The organism is Dietzia sp. B32 (assembly GCF_024732245.1).
In the GTDB taxonomy this organism is placed as follows: Bacteria; Actinomycetota; Actinomycetes; order Mycobacteriales; family Mycobacteriaceae; genus Dietzia.
In genome coordinates this window covers 468,562-489,191 of the sequence record NZ_CP093845.1, presented here as the reverse complement: position 1 = coordinate 489,191, position 20,630 = coordinate 468,562, and the positions used below count along the sequence as shown (strand labels likewise).

General features: G+C 72.0%; 19 protein-coding genes. 16 read left to right on the top strand and 3 right to left on the bottom strand.

Annotated elements, in window-relative coordinates; translation table 11 throughout:
- The first annotated feature begins 8 nt into the window (after nt 1-8).
- Genes L8M95_RS02360 through L8M95_RS02330 form a run of 7 tightly spaced genes read left to right on the top strand, consistent with a single transcriptional unit; the run spans nt 9 to nt 6,973 of the window.
- Nucleotides 9-608 (top strand): DUF177 domain-containing protein, encoded by a 600-nt coding sequence (locus L8M95_RS02360; RefSeq protein WP_260487741.1) that lies wholly within the window; start codon nt 9-11, stop codon nt 606-608.
- Complete coding sequence (gene rnc, locus L8M95_RS02355) at nt 605-1,303, top strand: ribonuclease III (protein WP_260487740.1); 699 nt, start codon at nt 605-607, stop codon at nt 1,301-1,303. Before L8M95_RS02360 ends, rnc begins: the two co-directional genes overlap by 4 nt.
- Nucleotide 1,304: 1 nt before the next feature.
- Nucleotides 1,305-2,243, top strand: coding sequence for a bifunctional DNA-formamidopyrimidine glycosylase/DNA-(apurinic or apyrimidinic site) lyase (gene mutM / locus L8M95_RS02350; RefSeq protein ID WP_260487739.1), 939 nt, complete (start codon nt 1,305-1,307; stop codon nt 2,241-2,243).
- A gap of 4 nt (nt 2,244-2,247) precedes the next feature.
- Nucleotides 2,248-2,739 carry an OsmC family protein gene (locus L8M95_RS02345; RefSeq protein ID WP_260487738.1) on the top strand — a complete coding sequence of 164 codons (492 nt, stop codon included), beginning with the start codon at nt 2,248-2,250 and terminating at the stop codon, nt 2,737-2,739.
- Nucleotides 2,736-3,026 carry an acylphosphatase gene (locus L8M95_RS02340; RefSeq protein WP_260487737.1) on the top strand — a complete coding sequence of 97 codons (291 nt, stop codon included), beginning with the start codon at nt 2,736-2,738 and terminating at the stop codon, nt 3,024-3,026. Before L8M95_RS02345 ends, L8M95_RS02340 begins: the two co-directional genes overlap by 4 nt.
- Nucleotides 3,027-3,042: 16 nt before the next feature.
- Complete coding sequence (gene smc, locus L8M95_RS02335; protein ID WP_260487736.1) at nt 3,043-6,609, top strand: chromosome segregation protein SMC; 3,567 nt, start codon at nt 3,043-3,045, stop codon at nt 6,607-6,609.
- 46 nt (nt 6,610-6,655) lie between these two features.
- Nucleotides 6,656-6,973 (top strand): helix-turn-helix transcriptional regulator, encoded by a 318-nt coding sequence (locus tag L8M95_RS02330; RefSeq protein ID WP_260487735.1) that lies wholly within the window; start codon nt 6,656-6,658, stop codon nt 6,971-6,973.
- 78 nt (nt 6,974-7,051) lie between these two features.
- Here L8M95_RS02330 and L8M95_RS02325 read toward each other — a convergent pair whose 3' ends face one another.
- The 3 genes from L8M95_RS02325 to L8M95_RS02315 are packed head-to-tail and all read right to left on the bottom strand — an operon-like array spanning nt 7,052 to nt 10,496.
- Nucleotides 7,052-7,795, bottom strand: a complete 744-nt coding sequence (locus tag L8M95_RS02325) for a succinate dehydrogenase/fumarate reductase iron-sulfur subunit (protein WP_260487734.1) — start codon at nt 7,793-7,795, stop codon at nt 7,052-7,054.
- Nucleotides 7,792-9,768, bottom strand: coding sequence for a fumarate reductase/succinate dehydrogenase flavoprotein subunit (locus L8M95_RS02320; RefSeq protein WP_260487733.1), 1,977 nt, complete (start codon nt 9,766-9,768; stop codon nt 7,792-7,794). Before L8M95_RS02320 ends, L8M95_RS02325 begins: the two co-directional genes overlap by 4 nt.
- Nucleotides 9,765-10,496: a succinate dehydrogenase cytochrome b subunit gene (locus L8M95_RS02315; protein ID WP_312027438.1), complete on the bottom strand. Its 732-nt coding sequence runs from the start codon at nt 10,494-10,496 to the stop codon at nt 9,765-9,767. Before L8M95_RS02315 ends, L8M95_RS02320 begins: the two co-directional genes overlap by 4 nt.
- 98 nt (nt 10,497-10,594) lie before the next feature.
- On the opposite strand from L8M95_RS02315, the gene ftsY reads away from it, so the two are divergent.
- The 9 genes from ftsY to trmD all read left to right on the top strand — a co-directional run bounded on the left by ftsY (nt 10,595) and on the right by trmD (nt 20,483).
- Nucleotides 10,595-12,064, top strand: a complete 1,470-nt coding sequence (gene ftsY, locus L8M95_RS02310; RefSeq protein WP_260487732.1) for a signal recognition particle-docking protein FtsY — start codon at nt 10,595-10,597, stop codon at nt 12,062-12,064.
- A 158-nt stretch (nt 12,065-12,222) separates the two neighbouring features.
- Nucleotides 12,223-13,590, top strand: a complete 1,368-nt coding sequence (locus tag L8M95_RS02305; protein ID WP_260487731.1) for an ammonium transporter — start codon at nt 12,223-12,225, stop codon at nt 13,588-13,590.
- Nucleotides 13,591-13,618: 28 nt separating this feature from the next.
- Entirely contained in the window at nt 13,619-13,957 is a 339-nt protein-coding gene (locus L8M95_RS02300) for a P-II family nitrogen regulator (protein WP_260487730.1), read from the top strand.
- Between the two features lie 187 nt (nt 13,958-14,144).
- Nucleotides 14,145-16,520, top strand: coding sequence for a [protein-PII] uridylyltransferase (locus L8M95_RS02295; protein ID WP_260487729.1), 2,376 nt, complete (start codon nt 14,145-14,147; stop codon nt 16,518-16,520).
- 66 nt (nt 16,521-16,586) lie between these two features.
- Nucleotides 16,587-18,155 (top strand): signal recognition particle protein, encoded by a 1,569-nt coding sequence (gene ffh, locus L8M95_RS02290; RefSeq protein ID WP_260487728.1) that lies wholly within the window; start codon nt 16,587-16,589, stop codon nt 18,153-18,155.
- Between the two features lie 195 nt (nt 18,156-18,350).
- Nucleotides 18,351-18,845, top strand: coding sequence for a 30S ribosomal protein S16 (rpsP, locus tag L8M95_RS02285; RefSeq protein WP_260487727.1), 495 nt, complete (start codon nt 18,351-18,353; stop codon nt 18,843-18,845).
- A gap of 5 nt (nt 18,846-18,850) precedes the next feature.
- A complete protein-coding gene (locus L8M95_RS02280) occupies nt 18,851-19,093 on the top strand; it encodes an RNA-binding protein (RefSeq protein WP_260487726.1) in 243 nt (80 codons plus the stop codon).
- A gap of 41 nt (nt 19,094-19,134) precedes the next feature.
- Nucleotides 19,135-19,668, top strand: a complete 534-nt coding sequence (gene rimM, locus L8M95_RS02275; protein ID WP_260487725.1) for a ribosome maturation factor RimM — start codon at nt 19,135-19,137, stop codon at nt 19,666-19,668.
- 32 nt (nt 19,669-19,700) lie between these two features.
- Nucleotides 19,701-20,483, top strand: coding sequence for a tRNA (guanosine(37)-N1)-methyltransferase TrmD (gene trmD, locus L8M95_RS02270; protein ID WP_260487724.1), 783 nt, complete (start codon nt 19,701-19,703; stop codon nt 20,481-20,483).
- Nucleotides 20,484-20,630 lie beyond the last annotated feature (147 nt).

Sequence of the window (20,630 nt, the reverse complement as noted above, 5' to 3'; positions counted from 1 at the left end):
TGCTGGGCGTGTCCTCCACCTCCCGTACCCCCCGCCACGGCCGCCCCGCCGCTGATTCGCTCGTCCTCGACACCCGCGTCCTCGGACGTGCGCCCGGCTCGACCGCGCCGGTGCAACGCGCCGCCGTCCTGCCCTCGGCCATCGGCGTGGAGCTCATCCGGATCCCCGAGGGCTCCGAGGTGGAGCTCGACCTCACCCTGACGTTCGTCGACGAGGGTGTGCTCGTGACCGGCTCGGTCTCCGGCCGCGCGGAGGTCGAGTGCGCGCGCTGCCTGGGCGAGTTCGTCGCCCCGGTCGGCGTCGATCTGACCGAGATGTACGCGGCCGAGGGCACTGCCGCGGCCGAGGCCGCCGAGCACGACGAGGTGCGCCTGCTGGACGGCGATCTGCTCGATCTCGAGCCCGCGCTCGTCGACGCGTTCGGACTCGAGTTCCCCATGTCGCCCACCTGCACCGATTACGGGCACGACGAGTGCATCAATCCCGACACCCCCGCCCCGGACGGGGTCTCCGGCGCAGACGAGGGACGGATCGATCCCCGCTGGGCCGGCCTGGCCGACAAGTTCGGGTCCGTGGGGGCCGGCGACGCCGGCGAGGACCGCGCGTGACGGAGCAACCGTCGCCGCTGGACTCCGTGCTGGGTGTCGACCTTCCCACCGACCTCGCCACCCAGGCGCTGACCCACCGCTCGTACGCCTACGAGCACGGCGGCCTGCCCCACAACGAGAGGTTGGAGTTCCTCGGTGACGCCGTGCTCGAGCTGGTGGTGACCGAGTACCTCTACAAGTCCTACCCGGACAGGCCGGAAGGGGATCTGGCCAAGATCCGCGCCAGCCTGGTCAACACCTATGTCCTCGCCGACATCGCCCGCGAGCTCGGCCCCGGTGGCCTCGGCGGCCACCTCCGTCTGGGCCGAGGGGAGGAGTTGACCGGAGGTCACGACAAGCACTCGATCCTCGCCGACACCCTCGAGGCGGTGTTCGGGGCCGTGTACCTGACGCACGGGCTCGAGGCGGCCCGCGGGCTGATCGAACGGATCATCGGGGAGCGGCTGCAGGTGGTCCCGCACCTCGGGGCGGCCCTGGACTGGAAGACCAGCCTGCAGGAGAAGTGCGCCTCACTGGGCAGGCCCAGGGTGCACTACGACATCACCTCCACCGGTCCCGACCACGCCAAGGTCTTCTCCGCCGTGGTGTCGATCGGCGACCGGGCCCTGGGCGAGGGGAGCGGACGCACCAAGAAGGAGGCCGAGCAGAAGGCCGCCGAGCAGGCGTGGGCCGCCCTGGACGGGACCGCCGACTGACGTGCCGGAGCTACCCGAGGTCGAGGTCGTGCGCCGGGGTCTCGCCGACCACGTCGTGGGCCGGGAGATCACCGCGGTCGAGGTCACGGGCGCCCGGACCGCGCGTCGGCAGCCCGGCGGGGCCGCGGAGATCGTCGCACGCCTGACCGGCCGCACCGTCAGCGGCGCCCGTCGGCGCGGCAAGTACCTGTGGCTCACCCTGGATTCCGACCACGCCGTCGGCGCGGACTGTCTGCTGGTCCACCTCGGGATGAGCGGGCAGATGCTGGTCACCGACCGTGGGGCGCCGCCGGTGCGCCACCTGCACGCCCGTGCCGAACTGGACGACGGCAGGGAGTTGCGGTTCGTCGACCAGAGGACGTTCGGGGGGTGGACCGTCGTGCCGCTGGCGGAGGCACTCGACGGCACCGGTGCGCTGCTGCCGGCGCCCGCGGCCCACATCGCGGCGGACCCCTTCGAGACCGGTTTCGATCCCCACGCGGCCGCGCGTGCGATCCGGCGCCGGGACACCGAGATCAAGCGACTCCTGCTGGACCAGACCGTGGTGTCGGGGATCGGCAACATCTACGCCGACGAGGCGCTGTGGCGTGCCGGACTCCACGGCCGCCGGCGCTCCGGCGGGGTGACGCTCCGCGTCGTCACCGGGGTGCTCGAGCACGCGCGTGAGGTGATGACGGAAGCGCTGGAGGCCGGCGGCACCTCGTTCGACGCGCTTTATGTCAACGTCAACGGCGCGTCGGGCTACTTCGATCGGTCCCTCGACGTCTACGGCCGCGCGGGTCTGCCCTGCGCGCGATGTGGGGCGGCCCTGGTGCGGGAGGACTTCATGAACCGCGGTTCGCACTTCTGCCCGGTCTGTCAGCCCGCGCCGCGCCGGAGTCGTGCACCGCGGCGGGGCGCTGCCGCGGGGCGGTCGGCCGGCGGTCCGGTCGTACGATGACCGCATGACCGAGTCGACCTCACACACCACCCCGCACACCACGCCGCAGACGCCCGCGCCGCAGGCCGCACACCCCGACCCCGACCTCCGCGTCGAGCGGATCGGGACCCGGCGCTACGTGGGAACGTCCGCCCGGGGGGCCAGGGTCGAGATCGGATCGGCCGACGTCGAGGGGGTGTTCACCCCGGGCGAGCTGCTCAAGATCGCCCTCGGCGCGTGCACGGCCATGGCCTCGGACTTCACGATCTCCCGGCGGCTGGGCGACGACTACGCCGCAACCGTCCGCGTCTCCGGCGACGCCGACCGCGAGAACGAGCGGTACCCGTTGCTGGAGGAGACCTACGAACTCGACCTGTCCGGGCTCGACCCGGCGATGGCCGAGCGACTGGTGGGCATGATCCGACGCTCGGTGGACAAGGCGTGCACCGTCGGCCGGACCCTGACCGCCGGCACCGAGATCGCGCTGGGGTTCGAGACCGGCGGCGGCGCGGCATGAGCGCACCGGGACCCGAGATGGTGCGGATGGTGGCCTGGGTCCACGGCCGCGTCCAGGGCGTGGGATTCCGCTGGTGGACCCGCAGTCGGGCCCTCGAGCTTGGCCTGAGCGGGTACGCGGCCAACAAGCCGGACGGTCGCGTCCACGTGGTCGCGGAGGGACCGGAGTCAGCGTGCCGTGCGCTGCTGGAACTCCTCCGCGGCGGCGGGACCCCCGGCCATGTGGACCTCGTCGTCGACACCTGGGAGCCGGCCCGGGGCGGACTCCCGGGATTCGTCGAACGCTGACCTAGGATCGACAACCGTGTATCTCAAGTCGCTGACGCTCAAGGGCTTCAAGTCCTTCGCGGCGCCCACGACCCTGAGATTCGAACCCGGCATCTGCTGCGTGGTGGGGCCCAACGGGTCCGGGAAGTCGAATGTCGTCGACGCGCTGACCTGGGTGATGGGTGAGCACAGCGCCAAGTCGCTGCGCGGCGGCAAGATGCAGGACGTCATCTTCGCGGGGACCGCGGGAAAGCAGCCACTCGGGCGCGCGGAGGTCACCCTCACCCTGGACAACTCCGACGGCGCCCTGCCGATCGACTACGCCGAGGTGTCGATCACCCGCCGGATGTTCCGCGACGGCGCGGCGGAGTATGAGATCAACGGCGACCGCGCCCGGTTGATGGATGTGCAGGAACTGCTGTCGGACTCGGGCATCGGTCGTGAGATGCACGTGATCGTCGGGCAGGGCAAGCTCGCCGAGATCCTCGAGTCCAAGCCGGAGGAGCGGCGCGCGTTCATCGAGGAGGCCGCCGGCATCCTCAAGCACCGGCGCCGCAAGGAGAAGGCCCAGCGCAAGCTCGCCGGGATGCAGGGCAACCTGGACCGGCTGGGCGATCTCACCACCGAACTGCGGCGTCAGCTCAAGCCGCTGGGTCGGCAGGCCGAGGTCGCGCGCCGGGCACAGACCATCCAGGCCGACCTGCGGGACGCCACGTTCCGACTGGCCGCCGACGACCTGGTGACCCGCAGACGTGAACTCGCCGACGCCGAGAGCGTGCGTTCACGGCTGGCCGAGCGGGTGGCCGCGGCCGTCGATCGCAGAGACGAACTGACGCGCGCCGTCGCGGAGACACAGGCCGAGCTCGATCGGTTGACCCCGGATGCCGACGCCGCGCAGCAACGCTGGTTCGCCCTGTCGACCCTGGCCGAGCGGGCGCGCGCCACCGCCCGCATCGCCGCCGACCGCGCGCGCTCGCTCGCCGCCGAGGTCGCCGTGCACCACGGCACCGACCCCGACGAGCTCGACCGACAGGCCGAGCGGGCCGCCGCCCACGAGGAGGACCTCGCCGCGCAGGTCGACGCCGCCGCCGAGAAGGCCCGTCTCGCGACCGAGGCGTTGGGCCGGGCCGAGTCGACGCTCGCCGCGCTCGAGGCCGAGCACCTCAAGGCCGTCCGGGCGATCGCGGACCGCCGGGAGGGGGTGGCCAGGCTCGCGGGCAAGGTCGAGACTCTCGCCGCGAGAGTGGAGTCCACGCAGGCCGAGATCGCGCGCGTGGACGCGGAGGCAGAGGTGGCCCGCACCGCCGTGATCGACGCCGAGGCCGAGTTCGACGCCGTTCACGCCAGGGTGGGAGCACACGAGCAGAGCGAGCGGACCCTCGACGAGCACCTGGGGCGGGCCGAGCGCGCCCACCTGGCGGCCCGGGCCCGGCTGGCGGAGTTGCAGGCGATCGAGCGGGAGGCCGACCAGCGGATCGCGCGGTTGGCCGCCCGGATCGAGACGCTCGAGCAGAACAAGGGCGCCGGGGACGGCGCCGAATGGGTCCTGCGACACCTCGGATCCGACGCCGTCGCCGGCACGGTGGGGGAGATGCTCGGCGTCCGGGACGGCTGGGAACGCGCCGTGGGGGTCGCCCTCGGGCCGGCCGTCGACGCGGTGGTCGTGGACACCTCCGTGGACCGCCGGCAGGTCCTGGCGGCGCTGCGGGAGGCCGACGCGGGCCGGGCCGGTCTCGTGGGAGCCGGGGCGCCGGGTGGCGACTACCGACTGGAGGTGGACCTGGTCGGCGGAGCACGCTGGGCGCTGGACGTGGTGGACGTCCCGGAGGACCTCGTGGCGGCGGTGACCGCCCTGTTGGTCGACGTGGTCGTGGTCGACGACCTCGCCGCCGCGCACGCCCAGGTCGAGGCGGACCGCCGCGTGCGCGCGGTGACCCGCGACGGGGAGCTGGCCGGCGCGGGGTGGACCGTTGGCGGGTCTGCGTCGGGGCGGACCGGGTTGGAGATCCAGTCGGCGATCGACTCCGCTGTCGTCGAGCGTGACGCCGTGCGGGCCGAGATCGAGACCACCCGGGCCGAGTTGGCGGGTGCCGCGGCCGAGGACACCGAGCGGGCGGACCGGTTCTCCGAGACGCTCGCCGCCATCAGCGAGTCCGACGCCGCGATCGAGGAGATCTACGCGGAGCTCGCCCGTATCGGTAAGCGGCGCCGCCGTGCCGAGGCCGAGGTGCGGCGCCTGGAGCAGACCCGCCGGATCGCCGTGGACAAACTCGACGCCGCGCGCGCCGAACACGCCGAGCTGACCGACCGACTCGCCAGGGCCGGGGATGACGACGACGAGGTCCGGCCACCCGAGGACGACGGGCGCGGTGCCGCGCAGGCCGCCGTGGCCTCGGCCCGGGCCGCGGAACTCGAGGCCAGGCTCGCGCACCGGTCCGCGGAGGAGCGGGCCGCCGGAGTCCGTGGGAAGTCGGCCTCCCTGCGGCGGGCCGCGCAGGCGGAACGGGAGTCCCGGGCCCGGGCGGCCAGAGCGGCGGCGCAGCGGCGCCGGGGTGCGGAGGTCGCCGGCGTGGTCGACGAACTCAGCGGGCGGCTGCTCGCCCGGCTCGATGAACTCATCACCTCCGCCGGCGCCGAGCGGGATCGGCTCTCGACGGCGCGCGCCGAGGCCACAGCAACGGTCGCCGCGCTGCGCAGCGACCTCGCGGCGGCCGAGTCCGAGGTCTCGCGCCTGGGCGACGCCGCCCACCGCGACGAGATCGTCCGGGCTCAGCTCGAGGTCAAGGTCTCGGAACTCGAGGCGGCGGTGCTCGAACGCCACGGCATCGAGCCGGAGGCTCTCGTCGACGAGTACGGCCCCGACCAGGACCTGCCTCCGTCGGCACTGGAGATGCAGGAGTACGAGGCCGCCCGCGAGCGCGGTGAGGACGTGACCCCGCCGCCGCCGATGCCGTTCGTGCGCGCCGAACAGGAGCGTCGTCTCAGGTCGGCGCAGAAGGACCTGGCCACGCTCGGCAAGGTCAATCCCCTGGCCTTGGAGGAGTTCGCCGCCCTGGAGGAGCGCTACGCGTTCCTGTCCACCCAACTCGACGATGTGAAGAAGGCGCGTGCCGACCTCGAGGGCGTGATCGACGACGTCGACGAGCGCATCGAACAGATCTTCACCGAGGCGTGGGTGGACGTCGAACGCGAGTTCCGGGGTGTCTTCTCCACGCTCTTCCCCGGCGGGGAGGGCCGGCTGATCCTCACCGAGCCCGACGACATGCTCACCACCGGAATCGAGGTGGAGGCACGACCCCCGGGCAAGAAGGTCAAGCGGTTGTCGCTGCTGTCCGGCGGCGAGAAGTCGCTCACCGCGGTCGCGATGCTGGTGGCGATCTTCAAGGCCCGCCCCAGCCCGTTCTACGTGATGGACGAGGTCGAGGCTGCGCTCGACGACACCAACCTGCGGCGGCTCATCGGGCTGTTCGAACAGCTGCGGGAGACCAGCCAGCTCGTCGTCATCACCCACCAGAAGCCCACCATGGACGTGGCCGACGTGCTTTACGGCGTGTCGATGCAGGGCGACGGTATCTCCAAGGTCATCTCCCAGAGGATGCGCTGACTCCTCGCGGGCGGCCCTGCGGTGTCAGATTTGGCACCATGGGGTCATGCCTCAGAGAGAACTGTTCATGGACCCGAGTCTGGCGCGCGCGGCGCGCGCGTTGTGCCTCGTCTCCACCAAGGTGGTGGCGCTGCGCTCCGGACTGGAGGAGCAACGGATCCGCGAGTACGAACGAGGAGTGGGCGCACTCGACGCGGCCGAGGTGCAGGCGTTGGCCGACGCCCTGGCCTACTTCGGTGCTCGGTTCATCCCGGAGAGCGACCGAGGGGGAGTGGGTGTGCGTCGCAAGTTCACGCGGACCAAGGTCGAGATGATCGACGCGTGGGAGGCAGAGGGAGGCCCGGTCGGGGAGGACGACGTCTAAGGTCACTGACGGCCCCGGTCGTCGTTCCGAGTGCGACGTGCCGACCTCCGTGCGCGTGCCCGAGGCGTCGCCGCTCGCTCACGAGCGCTTGAACACCGACCGGAGGCGCTCCCGGTTGACCACGCCGATCGCCCGCAGCGGGATCCCCGCAGGGCACACCCGCGAGCACTCCCCGTACAGCGAGCAGGGCCCGAATTCCTCGTCGGCCGCGCTGACCATCTCGCGGGCGCGGGCCGCGCGGTCGGCGCCCGCGACGGGCATGAGGGCGAGGTGCCCGAGTTTGGCGCCCACGAACAGGTTGGCCGAGCCGTTGGGGCAGGCCGCCACACACGCCCCGCACCCGATGCACGCCGCGAAGTCCAGCGCGGTCTCGGCGGCATCATGGCCCTGGAGGATCGAGTCCGCGTCCGGGGCGGAGCCGGCCGGTATCCCCACATGGGCAGCGGACTCGACGACCCCGTCCAGGGCTGAGCGGTCCACCACCAGATCGCGGATGACCGGGAACACGGCGGCGCGCAGTGGCTCGATGCGCAGGGTGTCCCCGTCGGAGTAGGGGGTCAGCCGCTGGTGACACGACGGGGTGTTCTCCGCGGGACCGTGGGGGCGTCCGTCGACGGTGACGCCGCAGGCCCCGCAGATCCCCTCGCGGCAGTCGGAGTCGAACGCCACCGGTTCGACGCCCGCGTCCACCAGATCGGCGTTGAGGACGTCTAGCAGGTCCAGGACACTCATCTCCGGCCGTGCGTCGCGCACCTCGAACTCCTCGTACCGTCCGGTCGCGTCGGGCCCGGACTGCCGCCAGATTCGCAGGGTGAGCCTCATCGGTAGTCCCTCGCCGTGGGTGCGACCACCGAGAACTCCAGCGGTTCGGCATGGCGGGTGAACGACCGTCGCCCGCCACGGTCATCGCCCTCGGAGGCCCAGACGGAGGCGAAGGCCCACGTCCCGTCATCCCGCAGGGCCTCGCCGTCGGGCGTCTGGTGCTCGTCGCGGAAGTGGGCGCCGCACGACTCGTCCCGGTCCAGCGCATCCACGCACATCAGCTCCGCCAGTTCGAGGAAGTCGGCGACCCGCCCGGCCAGTTCGAGCACCTGGTTGAGGTGACCGCCCGCGCCCGTGACCCGCAGGTCGGTCCAGAACCGGGTTCGCAGGTCACGGATGCGCTCGATCGCCCGGGTCAGGCCGTCGGCCGTCCGTGTGACGCCGCACCCCGCGTAGAGGATCTCGCCGAGCTCACGGTGGAAGTGCTCCGGCCCGGTCGAACCGCCCACCGCGAGCAGGTTCCGCACCCGCGTCCGGGCGCGGGCCACGGCGGAGACGACCACCTCGTCGTCGTCGCCCGGTAGATCGTCCCCGAGGCGGGTGGCCAGGTGCGCCGGCACCGAGTACGGGAGCGTGAACCACCCGTCGACGCTCGCGCTGAGCAGGGAGTTGGCGCCGAGCCGGTTCGCGCCGTGATACGCCCACCCGCATTCGCCACCGACGAACAGGCCGGGGATCGAGGTCTGCAGGTCGTAGTCGCTCCACAGCCCGCCCATCGTGAAGTGGCACGTCGGCGCGATGCGCATGGGTACGGCGAACGGGTCCTCGCCGGTGGCGTGGGCGTACATCTCGAACAGGTTGCCGTAGCGCTCGGTGATCGTCCGGCGCCCGTCGCGGGCCAGCGCGTCACGGAAGTCGAGGTACACGGAGTTACGGCGCGGCCCCACCCCGCGCCCCGCGCGGATCTCGGCGGTGATCGCCCGGGACGCCACGTCACGGGGCACGAGGTTGCCGAAGGCGGGATAGCGGCGCTCGAGGAAGAAGTCGCGGTCGGCGTCCGGGATCTCACCGGGCGGCCGGTCGTCGCCGTCGTGGAGCGGGACCCAGACGCGGCCGTCGTTGCGCAGCGACTCGCTCATGAGGATCGTCTTGGCCTGCCAGTCGTTGTCCTTGGGCAGCGCGGTGGGATGGAACTGCACGAACGACGGTGACGCGAACAGGGCCCCCCGCTGGTGCGCGCGCCACACCGCCGAGGCGTTGGAGTGGATCGCGAGCGTGGAGTCGTGGAAGACGGTCCCGTAACCGCCGGTCGCGAGGACGACCGCGTGCGCGGTCTCGGCCCGGATGTGGCCGGACACCAGGTCGCGCACGACCACACCGTGGCACCCCGAATCGTCGACGACGAGGTCGAGCATCTCGTGGCGGGTATGCAGGGTCACGGTGCCCGCTCGGATCTGTCGCTGCAGGGCCGAGACGCCCGCGATCTGGAGTTGCTGGCCGGTCTGCCCGCGGGAGTAGTAGGTGCGCGAGACCTGCACCCCGCCGAAGGACCGGGTGGACAGGACGCCGCCGTACTCGCGTGCGAAGGGGGTCCCGATGGCGGAGAAGTGATCGATCAGCCGCGCGGATTCCTCGCCCAGCCGGAACGCCTCGGCCTCCCGCCCACGGAAGTCCCCGCCCGAGACGGTGTCGGCGACGAACCGGGCCACCGAGTCGCCGTCCACCCGGCGGCCGCGAGCGGCGTTGATCCCGCCCTGGGCGGCCACGGAATGCGCGCGCCGGGCGGCGTCGTGGTAGGTGAACGCCGTGACCCGGTAGCCGAGTTCGCCGAGGGCGGCCGCCGCGCCGGCCCCGGCCAGGCCCGTGCCGACCACCACCACGTGGAAGTGGCGACGGTTGGCCGGAGCGACCAGACGGTAGGCGTCACGACGCCTCGCCCAGGCGGAGGCGGGGTCGCCCCCGGGCGTGCCGGAGCTCAGCACCCGCCCCTGTCGGGCGTCGGGGGCGAGGACGGGGGGCGGTGTGAAGGTCATGTCAGCCACCCGGCCTGGACCGCGATAGGGATCGCGGCGTTGCCCAGCAGCACGGCGACCGCGGCGAGCCCCCCGATGGTCGTGATCACGGCCCGGCTCCGGACGCCGGTCACCCCCAGGTCGCCGGCCGCCGTGCGGACCCCGTGGGCGACGTGCAGCGCCAGCAGCGCCATGGTGATGCCGTAGAAGGTCGCGACCCAGGGCCGCGAGAAGCTGGCGACCAGATTGGCGTACGCCGAACCGGGCTCGAACGCCTCCGACGCGACAGGGGCGGTGCCCGTGGTCATGTCGAGGACGTGGAAGACGACGAAGAGAAGCAGGACCACTCCGGAGACCAGCATCGAGCGGGCGCCGAACGCGCCGGCCGTCAGCCCCGTACGCCGACGGTGCGGGCCCGCGGACGCCCGGGAGCGCCGAACCAACACCACCGCGAGCCAGACGTGCGCCAGCAGGCTCAGCACCAGCACGACGCGCAACGCCCACAGGACGCCCTCGCGAGGGACGAGCGGATACAGGAGCGTGCGCAGCCACCCGGCGTAGGCGTCGAAGCCCGACGCCCCGCCGAACACCTTGAGATTGCCGACCATGTGCGCCACCACGAACGCGGTGAAGAGCAACCCCGTCACCGCCATGACGGCCTTGGCGAGCCAGGTGGGCGGGGCCGGGGCCCGGCGCAGTGGCCGCCGACGGGCGGGGGTACCCCCGTGCTGGGTGGCGACCTCGACCACGTGGGCTCCTCCCTCGGACGGCGACAGACGCCAGTCTAGGTCCGTCACCGCCCCCCGGGACCGAGATGGAGACGGGTGCGGTCGGCCATACTGGCATCGTGACTACCACCACCTGGATCATCATCGCCGTCGCCGCGGTGCTGCTGCTGGCCATCATCGCGCTCGTCGTGGGTCTCCAGCTGCGCAAGAAGCGACAGATCTCCCTCACCAGGGCCGCCGAGCGCAAGGAACTCACCCGCGAGGAGCGCTCCGGTAACTATCAGGCCGGGACGGGATTCTCGTTCGCCCAGGGAGGGGGCGGCGCCACGGCGGCCCCGCCCAGGGAGCCGGTGCGTCGTGACCCGGCGCCGCGGGAGGACCTGCCGCCGGCGGCACCGGCCCCACGGCCCCCCGCGCCGTCGTCCCCGGCCGCGGGCGCGGTCCCCGTGGCCGAACCCGCGACCGCTCCCGACGTCGCACCGGAGCCTGCCGTCCCCGCGCCCGAGCCGGACGTCGACCCCGGCCCGAGCGAGGCGACCGAAGTGGTGGAGGCGGCCCCGGTCGAACCCGTCGTGGTCCCGCCCGAGGTGCCCGACGAGGAGATCCCGGCGCCCCCGGAGACGGTCACCGGGACCCCGGAGCCGGTCGCCCCGGTCGAGCGCATCGACCCGGCAGCCGGCCGCCTCGACCGTCTGCGGGGCCGGCTCGCACGCTCACAGAACACCGTCGGCCAGGGCCTGCTGGGCCTGCTCGGTGCGGGCGATCTCGACGAGGACGCCTGGGAGGAGATCGAGGACACGCTGATCATGGCCGACCTCGGTTCGGCCACCACCGAGCTCGTGGTCGACCGACTCCGCGAGGAGATCGCCACCCGTCAGGTCCGCACCGAGGCCGAGGTGCGCGACCTGCTGCGGCAGACCCTCATCGACAACCTCCACCCCGAACTCGACCGATCGCTGCGCGCGCTACCGAACGACGGGACTCCGGCCGTCCTCCTCGTCGTCGGCGTCAACGGCACCGGCAAGACCACCACCACCGGCAAACTCGCCCGGGTCCTGGTCGCCGACGGTCGCGAGATCCTGCTCGGCGCCGCGGACACGTTCCGCGCCGCCGCGGCGGACCAGCTGCAGACCTGGGCCGAGCGGGTGGGTGCCGAGGTCGTGCGCGGCAAGGAGGGCGCCGATCCCGCCTCCGTCGCCTTCGACGCGGTGACCCGCGGGGTCGAGACCGGCGTCGACGCCGTGCTCGTCGACACCGCCGGCCGGCTGCACACCAAGACCGGACTCATGGACGAACTCGGCAAGGTCAAGCGCGTCGTCGAGAAGAAGACCCCCGTCGACGAGGTCCTCCTGGTGATCGACGCGACCACCGGCCAGAACGGCCTCATGCAGGCGCGCGTGTTCAAGGAGGTCGTCGACATCACCGGCGTCGTCCTCACCAAGCTCGACGGCACCGCCAAGGGTGGCATCGTCTTCCAGGTCCAGCACGAACTCGGCGTCCCGGTGAAGCTCGTCGGGTTGGGGGAGGGCGCGGACGACCTCGCCCCGTTCACCCCCGAGGCGTTCGTCGACGCGTTGCTCGGCACGTAGGCATCCGGGCCCCCGGACACATGACCGGAACCGGGGGCCCGGGCGCGTAACAATCCCGAAACACCCCCGCACATCTCGTGCAACACGACCAAGGAAATCTTCACGTCGACGGGGAGCGAAGAGTCGCTCACCACGTACGAGACGAGGAGGACCGCACCGTGATAGGTGACAGTGTCGCGTTGCTCGCCCATGAGGCGACGCCGGAGATCGATACGGGAGACACGGCCTGGATGCTCATGGCAGCATCCCTGGTCTTGCTCATGACCCCGGCTCTGGCGCTCTTCTACGGCGGGATGTCCCGGCAGAAGTCCGTGCTGAACATGATGATGATGTCGTTCGGCGCGATGGGCGTGGTCGGCGTGATCTACCTGCTGTGGGGATGGTCGATGTCCTACGGCAGTGAGTCGGTCCTGGGCATGTTCGCGAACCCCTTCGAGATGTTCGGACTGTCGGGCGTGATCGGGGACGCGGAAGAATGGGTCGTCTCCGGGTCCGGCGCCTACCCGCAGGTGGTCGACGTGGCCTTCCAGGTGACGTTCGCGATCATCACCGTCGCCCTCATCTCGGGTGCGATCGCCGAGCGCGCACGGTTCGGCACGTGGCTGGCCTTCGTCGGCGTCTGGGTCACCCTGGCCTACTTCCCGCTCGCCCACATGGTCTGGGGCGGGGGTCTGCTCTCGCACTCCGACAGCGGGCTCGCGGCGATGATCTTCGGCACCGTCGACGACGGCGAGGGCGGTCTGACCGCCGCCGTGGCGCCCGTCGACTTCGCCGGCGGAACGGTCGTACACATCAACGCCGGAATGGCCGCGCTCGTCCTGGTCCTGCTGATCGGCAAGCGACTGGAGTTCGGCCGCACCGCGTACCGCCCCCACAACCTGCCGCTGGTCATGCTCGGCGCCGCCCTGCTGTGGTTCGGCTGGTTCGGTTTCAACGCGGGCTCGGCGTTCGGTGCCAACGGCGCGGCTGGCCTGGCCTGGGTCAACACCACCGCCGCCACCGCCGCCGCGATGCTCGGCTGGCTGCTCGCGGAGCGTCTGCGTGACGGACACGCCACCAGCCTCGGCGCCGCCTCGGGTGTGGTCGCGGGACTCGTGGCCATCACCCCCGCCGCCGGTTCCGTCCACCCGCTCGGCGCGGTCGCCCTCGGTGCGATCGCCGGCGTGCTCTCCGCGCTCGCCGTGGGGCTCAAGCACCGCTTCGGCTACGACGACGCCCTCGACGTCGTGGGCGTGCACCTGGTGGCGGGTCTGTGGGGCACCGTGGCGATCGGCCTGTTCGCCACCGGCACCTTCGGTACGGACGCGGGCGTGTTCTACTCCGCCGACGGCTGGCGACTCCTGGTGGTCCAGATCGCGATCGCCGTGGCCGCCCTCGTGTTCACCGCCGTCATGACCGCGATCGCCTGGGCGATCTGCCGCCCGCTCGGCTGGAGGATCGACAAGTCCGACGAGCAGGCCGGGATCGACGGTGCCCAGCACGCCGAGAGCGCGTACGAGGCCTCCACCAACGCGCTCATCCGCTGAGCCGACCACTTCGAAAGGAACCCACGCCATGAAGCTCGTCACCGCGATCGTCAAACCGTTCACGATCGATGACGTCAAGGCCGCACTGGAGCAAGCCGGAATCCACGGCCTCACCATCAGCGAGGTCCAGGGCTACGGCCGACAGAAGGGCCACACCGAGGTCTACCGCGGCGCCGAGTACGCCGTGGACTTCGTCCCCAAGATCAGGGTGGAGGTGGTGGTCGACGACGAGACCGCGGACACCGCCGTCCAGCTGATCGTCGACGCGGCCCGGACCGGGAAGATCGGGGACGGGAAGGTCTGGGTGACCCCCGTCGAGAGCATCGTGCGCGTGCGCACGGGCGAGGAGGGAACGGACGCCATCTGACGCCCTTCGACCACCCGGCGCGCGGTCGCCCCGACCTGGGGCGGTCGCGCGCTGCCGTGTGCGCGCCACCGCTCCCGCCTCCGACGGCCACGTGCGCACCCGTTCACAGAAGTGAAACCTGCTCGCCCCGACGCGGTGACACGGAACCGACAGTCTGGAACGCGACGGATGAGGGAAGGGGAGTGCCATGGCGGTCACGGCGGACGGTGAGCGCGCCACGGCGCTGCGGGAGGGACGCGAACGGATCCTCTCCGCCCCGCGGGAGAGCCTGCCGGCCGCATCGCTGCGCGATGCCCTGTGTGAGCTCTACGAGATGGAGCTCGGGCGGCTCGCCGAGGAGGCCGGGATCGGACCCGGGTCGGGGTTCGCCCTGATCGCGTTCGGCGGACTGGGCCGGCGGGAGGTACTTCCCCATTCCGACCTCGATCTCGTCCTGGTCCATGAGCGACGCCCCGAGCGCGACGTGGGGGAGTTGGCCGACGCACTGTGGTACCCGCTGTGGGATTCCGGGGTCGGCCTCGACCACAGCGTCCGCACGGTCGACCAGTGCCTGGCCGTGGCCGCGGCCGACGTCTCGGTCGGGCTGAGCCTGCTGGACGCGCGGGTCATCGCGGGAGACGCGGACCTGGGGGCGTTGGTCGTGGACGGCGCCCGCCGACAGTGGCGGGACCAGATCGCCTCCCGGTTCGACGAGCTGGTCGAGGCGGCGGCCGCCCGACGACACCGGGCCGGGGTGATCGCGCACCGCAGCGAGCCGGACCTGAAGAACGGGGCGGGCGGTCTGCGTGACGCCCAGCTCGTCGCGGCACTCGGCCTGGCCCACCTCAGCGACGGCCGGCCCGTGGTCCCCGGGGGGATGGCACGCGCCCACCGGTTGGTGCTGGACGCCCGGACCGAACTCCACCGGGTGAGCGGACGCCCGCGGGAGGTGCTCCACGCCGAGTACGGGGACGACGTCGGCGAGGCGCTCGGCCTGGGGGACCGGTTCGACCTCGCCCGGGCACTGAGTGACGCCTCCCGCACGATCGCGTTCACCGCGGACCAGGCGATCCGTGGATCGTGCGCGGCGCTGTCCTCTCGGGGCCTGACCGGACTACTGCGGCGATCGCCGGTCCGGCGTCCCCTCGACGACGGGGTGGTGGAGCACGCGGGGGAGGTGGCGCTCGCCCGCGCCGCCCGTGTCGCCGACGACCCGTGGCTGGCGCTGCGGGTCGCGGCGGCCGCGGCCCGGTTCGAACTGCCGATCGCCAGCTCGACCCTCGGCGTGCTCGCCGAACGCAGCGTCGTGCCGACCGGGCGGTGGCCCGCGGAGGCTCTGTCCGACCTCCTGGTGCTCCTGGGCTCGGGTGAGGCCCAGATCCCCGTTCACGAGGCCCTGGACCGGTGCGGTCTGTGGGAACGGATCCTGCCGGAGTGGTCCGGAGTGCGGGATCTGCCCGCGCGGGACCGGGCACACGTCTACACCGTCGACCGGCACCTCGTGCAGACGGCCGTCGAGGCCTCCCGGCTCACCACCTCGGTGGCCCGCGCGGATCTCCTGCTGCTCTCGGCGCTCCTGCACGACATCGGCAAGAGCCGGGGCGGTGACCACAGCGAGAAGGGGGCGGAGATGGTACGGCCGATCTGCACGCGGATGGGCCTCGGGGACCGCGATACCGAGACGCTGACCCGCATCGTCAGACACCACCTGCTGCTCCCGGCGACCGCCACGAGGCGCGACCCGGCCGACCCCGCGACCGCCCGGGGCGTCCTGGACGCGCTGGACGGCGACGCCGTCGCCCTCGACGTCCTGGCCGCGCTCACCGAGGCGGACTCGCTCGCGACCGGACCGACGGTCTGGACGAACGGCCGTGCCGGGGCACATGCAGCGCTGGTGGCGGCGTGCCGACGGGCGCTCGGACCCCGGCCCGCGGCCGTCCAGGCCCCGACGGTCAACGCCACGCGTCGTCACGGACCGCCGGACGTCGTCGTCGATCTCCGGGCGGCCGGGACGGGGACGACCCACGAGGTCACCCTCGTCGTCCCCGGCGGGGGGCGGTCGCTGGCCGTGACCGCGGACGTACTCGCCGCGCATCGGCTGGAGATCGTGGACGCCGAGATCGACCTGCGTCCCCCGGGGGGTATCCGGGCGAGGATGACGGTCTCGACCCGCTTCGGTGACCCGGTGGACCCCCGCGTGCTGCGACAGGACCTACGCCGCTCGATCGACTCCGGTCTGCCCTCGCCGCTGCGCGCCGCACTGTCCCGGGGGGCGACTCTCCCGATCGGGCCCCCGCAGGCCAGATCGTCGGTCCTGATCTCCCACCGAACCGACGCCGACGGCGTTCTGATGGAGGTGCGCTCCGAGGATCGCCCGGGCCTGTTCGCCAGGGTCGTGACCGCGATCATCGACGCCGGGGCCCGGATCGACTGGGTGGTGGTGCGGACCAGGGGTGCAGCGGTGGAGGACGTCTTCGCCCTCTCCGGCCCCGGGGCCGTGCTGAGTACGGCCGGTGAGGTGGAGGCGCTGTTGCCGCGACGCGATCCCACGACGCCTGCCGGAGCGCATGCCGATACCCTGTGATCAGTCGTCGCCGACGACGCCGGGAACCATGCGCGCTCCCGGGCCGCGAACCAGGGAGCTGTTGCCGTGTTCGAATCCTTGTCCGACCGCCTCACAGGTGCGCTCAAGGACCTGCGCGGAAAGGGTCGGCTCAGCGAGGCCGACATCGACGCGACGGCCCGCGAGATCCGCCTCGCGTTGCTCGAGGCCGACGTCGCCCTGCCGGTCGTGCGGGAGTTCATCTCGCGGGTCAAGGAGCGGGCCAAGGGCGCGGAGGTCTCCGAAGCGCTCAACCCGGCCCAGCAGGTCGTCAAGATCGTCGACGCCGAGCTCACCGCCATCCTCGGCGGCGAGGAGCGGCGGATCGAGTTCGCCAAGCAGCCCCCCACGGTGATCATGCTCGCCGGCCTCCAGGGTGCGGGTAAGACCACCCTGGCCGGAAAGCTCGCGCACTGGCTCAAGGGACAGGGGCACACCCCGCTCCTGGTCGCCTGCGACCTCCAGCGACCCGGGGCTGTCGACCAGCTTCGGATCGTCGGTGAGCGGGCCGGTGTGCCCACCTTCGCCCCGCACCCCGGGACCTCCGTCGGTGGTGATGGTGCGGTGATCGGGGTGCAGGAGCCGGTGTCCGTGGCGCAGCGCGGTCTGGCGCACGCCCGCGCGAAAATGCACGACGTCGTGATCGTCGACACCGCCGGCCGCCTCGGTATCGATGAGGAGATGATGGCCCAGGCCCGGGGCATTCGGGACGCCGTCCAGCCGCACGAGACGTTCTTCGTCCTGGACGCGATGATCGGTCAGGACGCGGTGGTCACGGCCGAGGCGTTCCGCGAGGGCGTCGGCTTCACCGGCGTCGTGCTCACCAAGCTCGACGGTGACGCCCGCGGTGGCGCCGCGCTCAGCGTCCGGGAGCTCACCGGGACGCCGATCATGTTCGCGTCGGACGGCGAGAAGCTCGAGGACTTCGATGTCTTCCACCCCGACCGGATGGCCAGCCGGATCCTCGGAATGGGCGATGTCCTCTCGCTCATCGAGCAGGCGGAGACGGTCTTCGACGCGCAGGAGGCGGAGAAGACCGCCGCGAAGATCGGCTCCGGCGAGCTCACGCTCGAGGACTTCCTCGACCAGATGCTGATGATCCGCAAGATGGGGCCCATCGGGAACCTTCTCGGCATGCTGCCCGGCGGCAAGGAGATGAAGGCCGCTGTCGGAGACATCGACGAGAAGTACCTCGACCGCATCCAGGCGATCATCCGCGGTATGACCCCCGAGGAGCGCGCCGACCCCAAGATCATCAACGGGTCGCGACGCCAGCGCATCGCGAACGGCTCGGGGGTCACGGTCACCGACGTCAATCAGTTGGTCGACCGGTTCTTCGAGGCCCGCAAGATGATGAGCCGCATGGCAGGCCAGATGGGTATGCCCGGGGCGGGACGCAAGAACCAGCGCAAGAACAAGAAGGGCAAGGGGAAGGGCAAGGGCCGCGGTCCCACCCAGCCCAAGCAGCGGGGGATGATGCCCGGCGGTATGCCGGGGATGCCCGGGATGCCGCCCGGCGGGATGCCGGACCTGTCCCAGTTGCCGCCCGGACTCGACCAGCTCCCACCGGGGCTGGAGGGGATCGACCTCAACGACCTCAAGTTCCCGAAGCGCTGAGCAGGCAGAGGGGGCGTGCCGATTGGTGCGCACCATCCCGGGCTGTCTAGACTGGTCCGCTGGACGCCGTCACCGGTGGACCCCTCGTGGGTCCGTGCCGAACGGCGGTCACCCGGAAGGCGAAACCGGGCCCCGCCACCAGGGCGGGCGCCGCCGAATCGCCACGTGACCCGCTACAGAAAGTGAGACGAGCTCATGGCCGTCAAGATCAAGCTCACCCGCCTCGGCAAGATCCGCAACCCGCAGTACCGCGTCGTCGTCGCCGACGCCCGCACGCGCCGCGACGGGCGCTCCATCGAGACCATCGGCCTCTACCGTCCCAAGGAGGAGCCGAGCTTCATCCAGATCGACTCGGAGCGCGCGCAGTACTGGCTCGGAGTCGGGGCCCAGCCCACCGAGGCCGTCGAGCAGCTGCTCAAGATCACCGGTGACTGGCAGAAGTTCAAGGGGATCGAGGGCGCCGAGGGCACCCTGAAGGTCGCCGAGCCCAAGCCCTCGAAGCTGGACCTGTTCAACAAGGCCCTCGAGGACGCCCAGGGCGAGCCCTCCGCCGAGGCCATCACCGCCAAGCGCAAGGCCGAGAAGGCGAAGAAGGAAGAGGCCAAGAAGGCCGAGCAGGAGGCCGCCAAGGCGGCCGAGTCCGGCGAGGGCGAGTCCGCCTCGGCCGACGCCGAGACCGCCGAGGCCTGAGTCAGATGAACGACATGGTCGTCGACGCCGTCGACCACCTCGTCCGCGGAATCGTGTCGGATCCCGACGCGGTGTCCGTGCGGTCGAGTGGTGGTCGGCGCGGCACCGTGATCCGCGTGGCCGTCGCGCCCGCGGATCTCGGCCGTGTCATCGGACGGGGCGGCCGTACCGCCTCCGCGATCCGGACGATCGTCTCCGCCGTCGGCGGGGAGGGCGTCCGGGTCGACGTGGTCGACACCGACCGCTGACCCCGCCCGCACACATCGGTAATCGGAGGACTGGAACCGCCATGGAACTCGTCGTGGGACGTGTCGTCAAGTCGCACGGCGTCCGCGGGGAGCTCGTGGTGGAGGTCCGCACCGACTCCCCGGACGAGCGGTTCGCGGTCGGGACCCGTCTCGTCGGGCGTGTGGGCCGTGGGGACCAGGCCACCGATCGCGACGTCACCATCGAAGCCGCCCGGCAGCATTCCGGGCGGCTTCTGGTGCGTCTGGTCGGCGTCGCGGACCGGGACACCGCGGACGGCCTCCGCGGAATGCTCCTGCTCGTGGACTCGGACGCCCTGCAGGACCCGGAGGACCCGGACGAGTTCCACGATCACCAACTGGTGGGACTCCGGGTGCTCGACACGGCGGGCGCCGTCCTCGGCGAGGTGACCGAGATCGTGCACACTCCGGCCGGCGAGCTCCTGAACATCCGGCTGGCCGTCGGAACCGACGCCCTGGTGCCCTTCGTCTCCGAGATGGTCCCCGAGGTGGACATCGCCGCGGGGACGTGCGTCATCGACCCGCCGGAGGGACTGCTCGACCTGGGAACGTCGTGACCGGACGCCCCGCCGCCGGGGACGGTCCACGCATGCGGCTTGACGTCGTCACCGTCTTCCCCGATTATCTCGCCCCGCTCCGGCTGGCGCTGATCGGTCGCGCCGCAGACCGGGGCATCGTCGAGGTCGGGATCCACGATCTGCGCGACTGGACGCACGACGTCCACAGGTCGGTCGACGACACGCCGTTCGGCGGCGGGCCCGGAATGGTCATGCGGCCGACGGTGTGGGGCGAGGCCCTGGACGATCTCGTGCCGACGTCGCCGCCCGCGGCCCCGGACACCGAGGACGCGGACGCGCGGCCGCTCCTGATCGTCCCGACCCCCGCGGGTCGACCGTTCACCCAGCCGGACGCGCACCGATACGCCCGACGCCGCCACCTGCTGTTCGCCTGTGGCCGCTACGAGGGGATCGACCAGCGTGTCGTCGACGAGGCGGCCACGCGAATGGACGTCGAAGAGGTGAGCATCGGCGACTATGTCCTCATAGGGGGAGAGGTGGCGGTCCTCGTCATCGCCGAAGCGGTCACCCGACTCCTGCCCGGGGTGCTGGGGAACCGACGCAGCCACGAAGAGGACTCCTTCTCCGATGGTCTGCTCGAGGGGCCCAGCTACACCCGGCCCGAGGTGTGGCGCGACCGTCCGGTGCCGGGGATCCTCAAGACCGGTGATCACGCGAAGATCGCGCGATGGCGCCGGGACGAGTCGCTGAGACGCACCGCCGAGCGGCGGCCTGACCTCCTCCGGTCCGTCGAGTTGAACCGTGCCGACCTGGCCACCCTCTCGGAGGTCGGCTGGGTCACCCCCACCGACTGATTTGGGTCGGCCGCGGGGAGGATGGCACACTAGCGAGGTTGACCTTGTGGGCGCCACGTGCGCGCGCTGACGGTCGCGCTGATCCGGGGCACGAACCGGTCGTCCCGCCTGCAGGCGGGCGCCAGGGTCCTCTGTCCTCATTCCTGA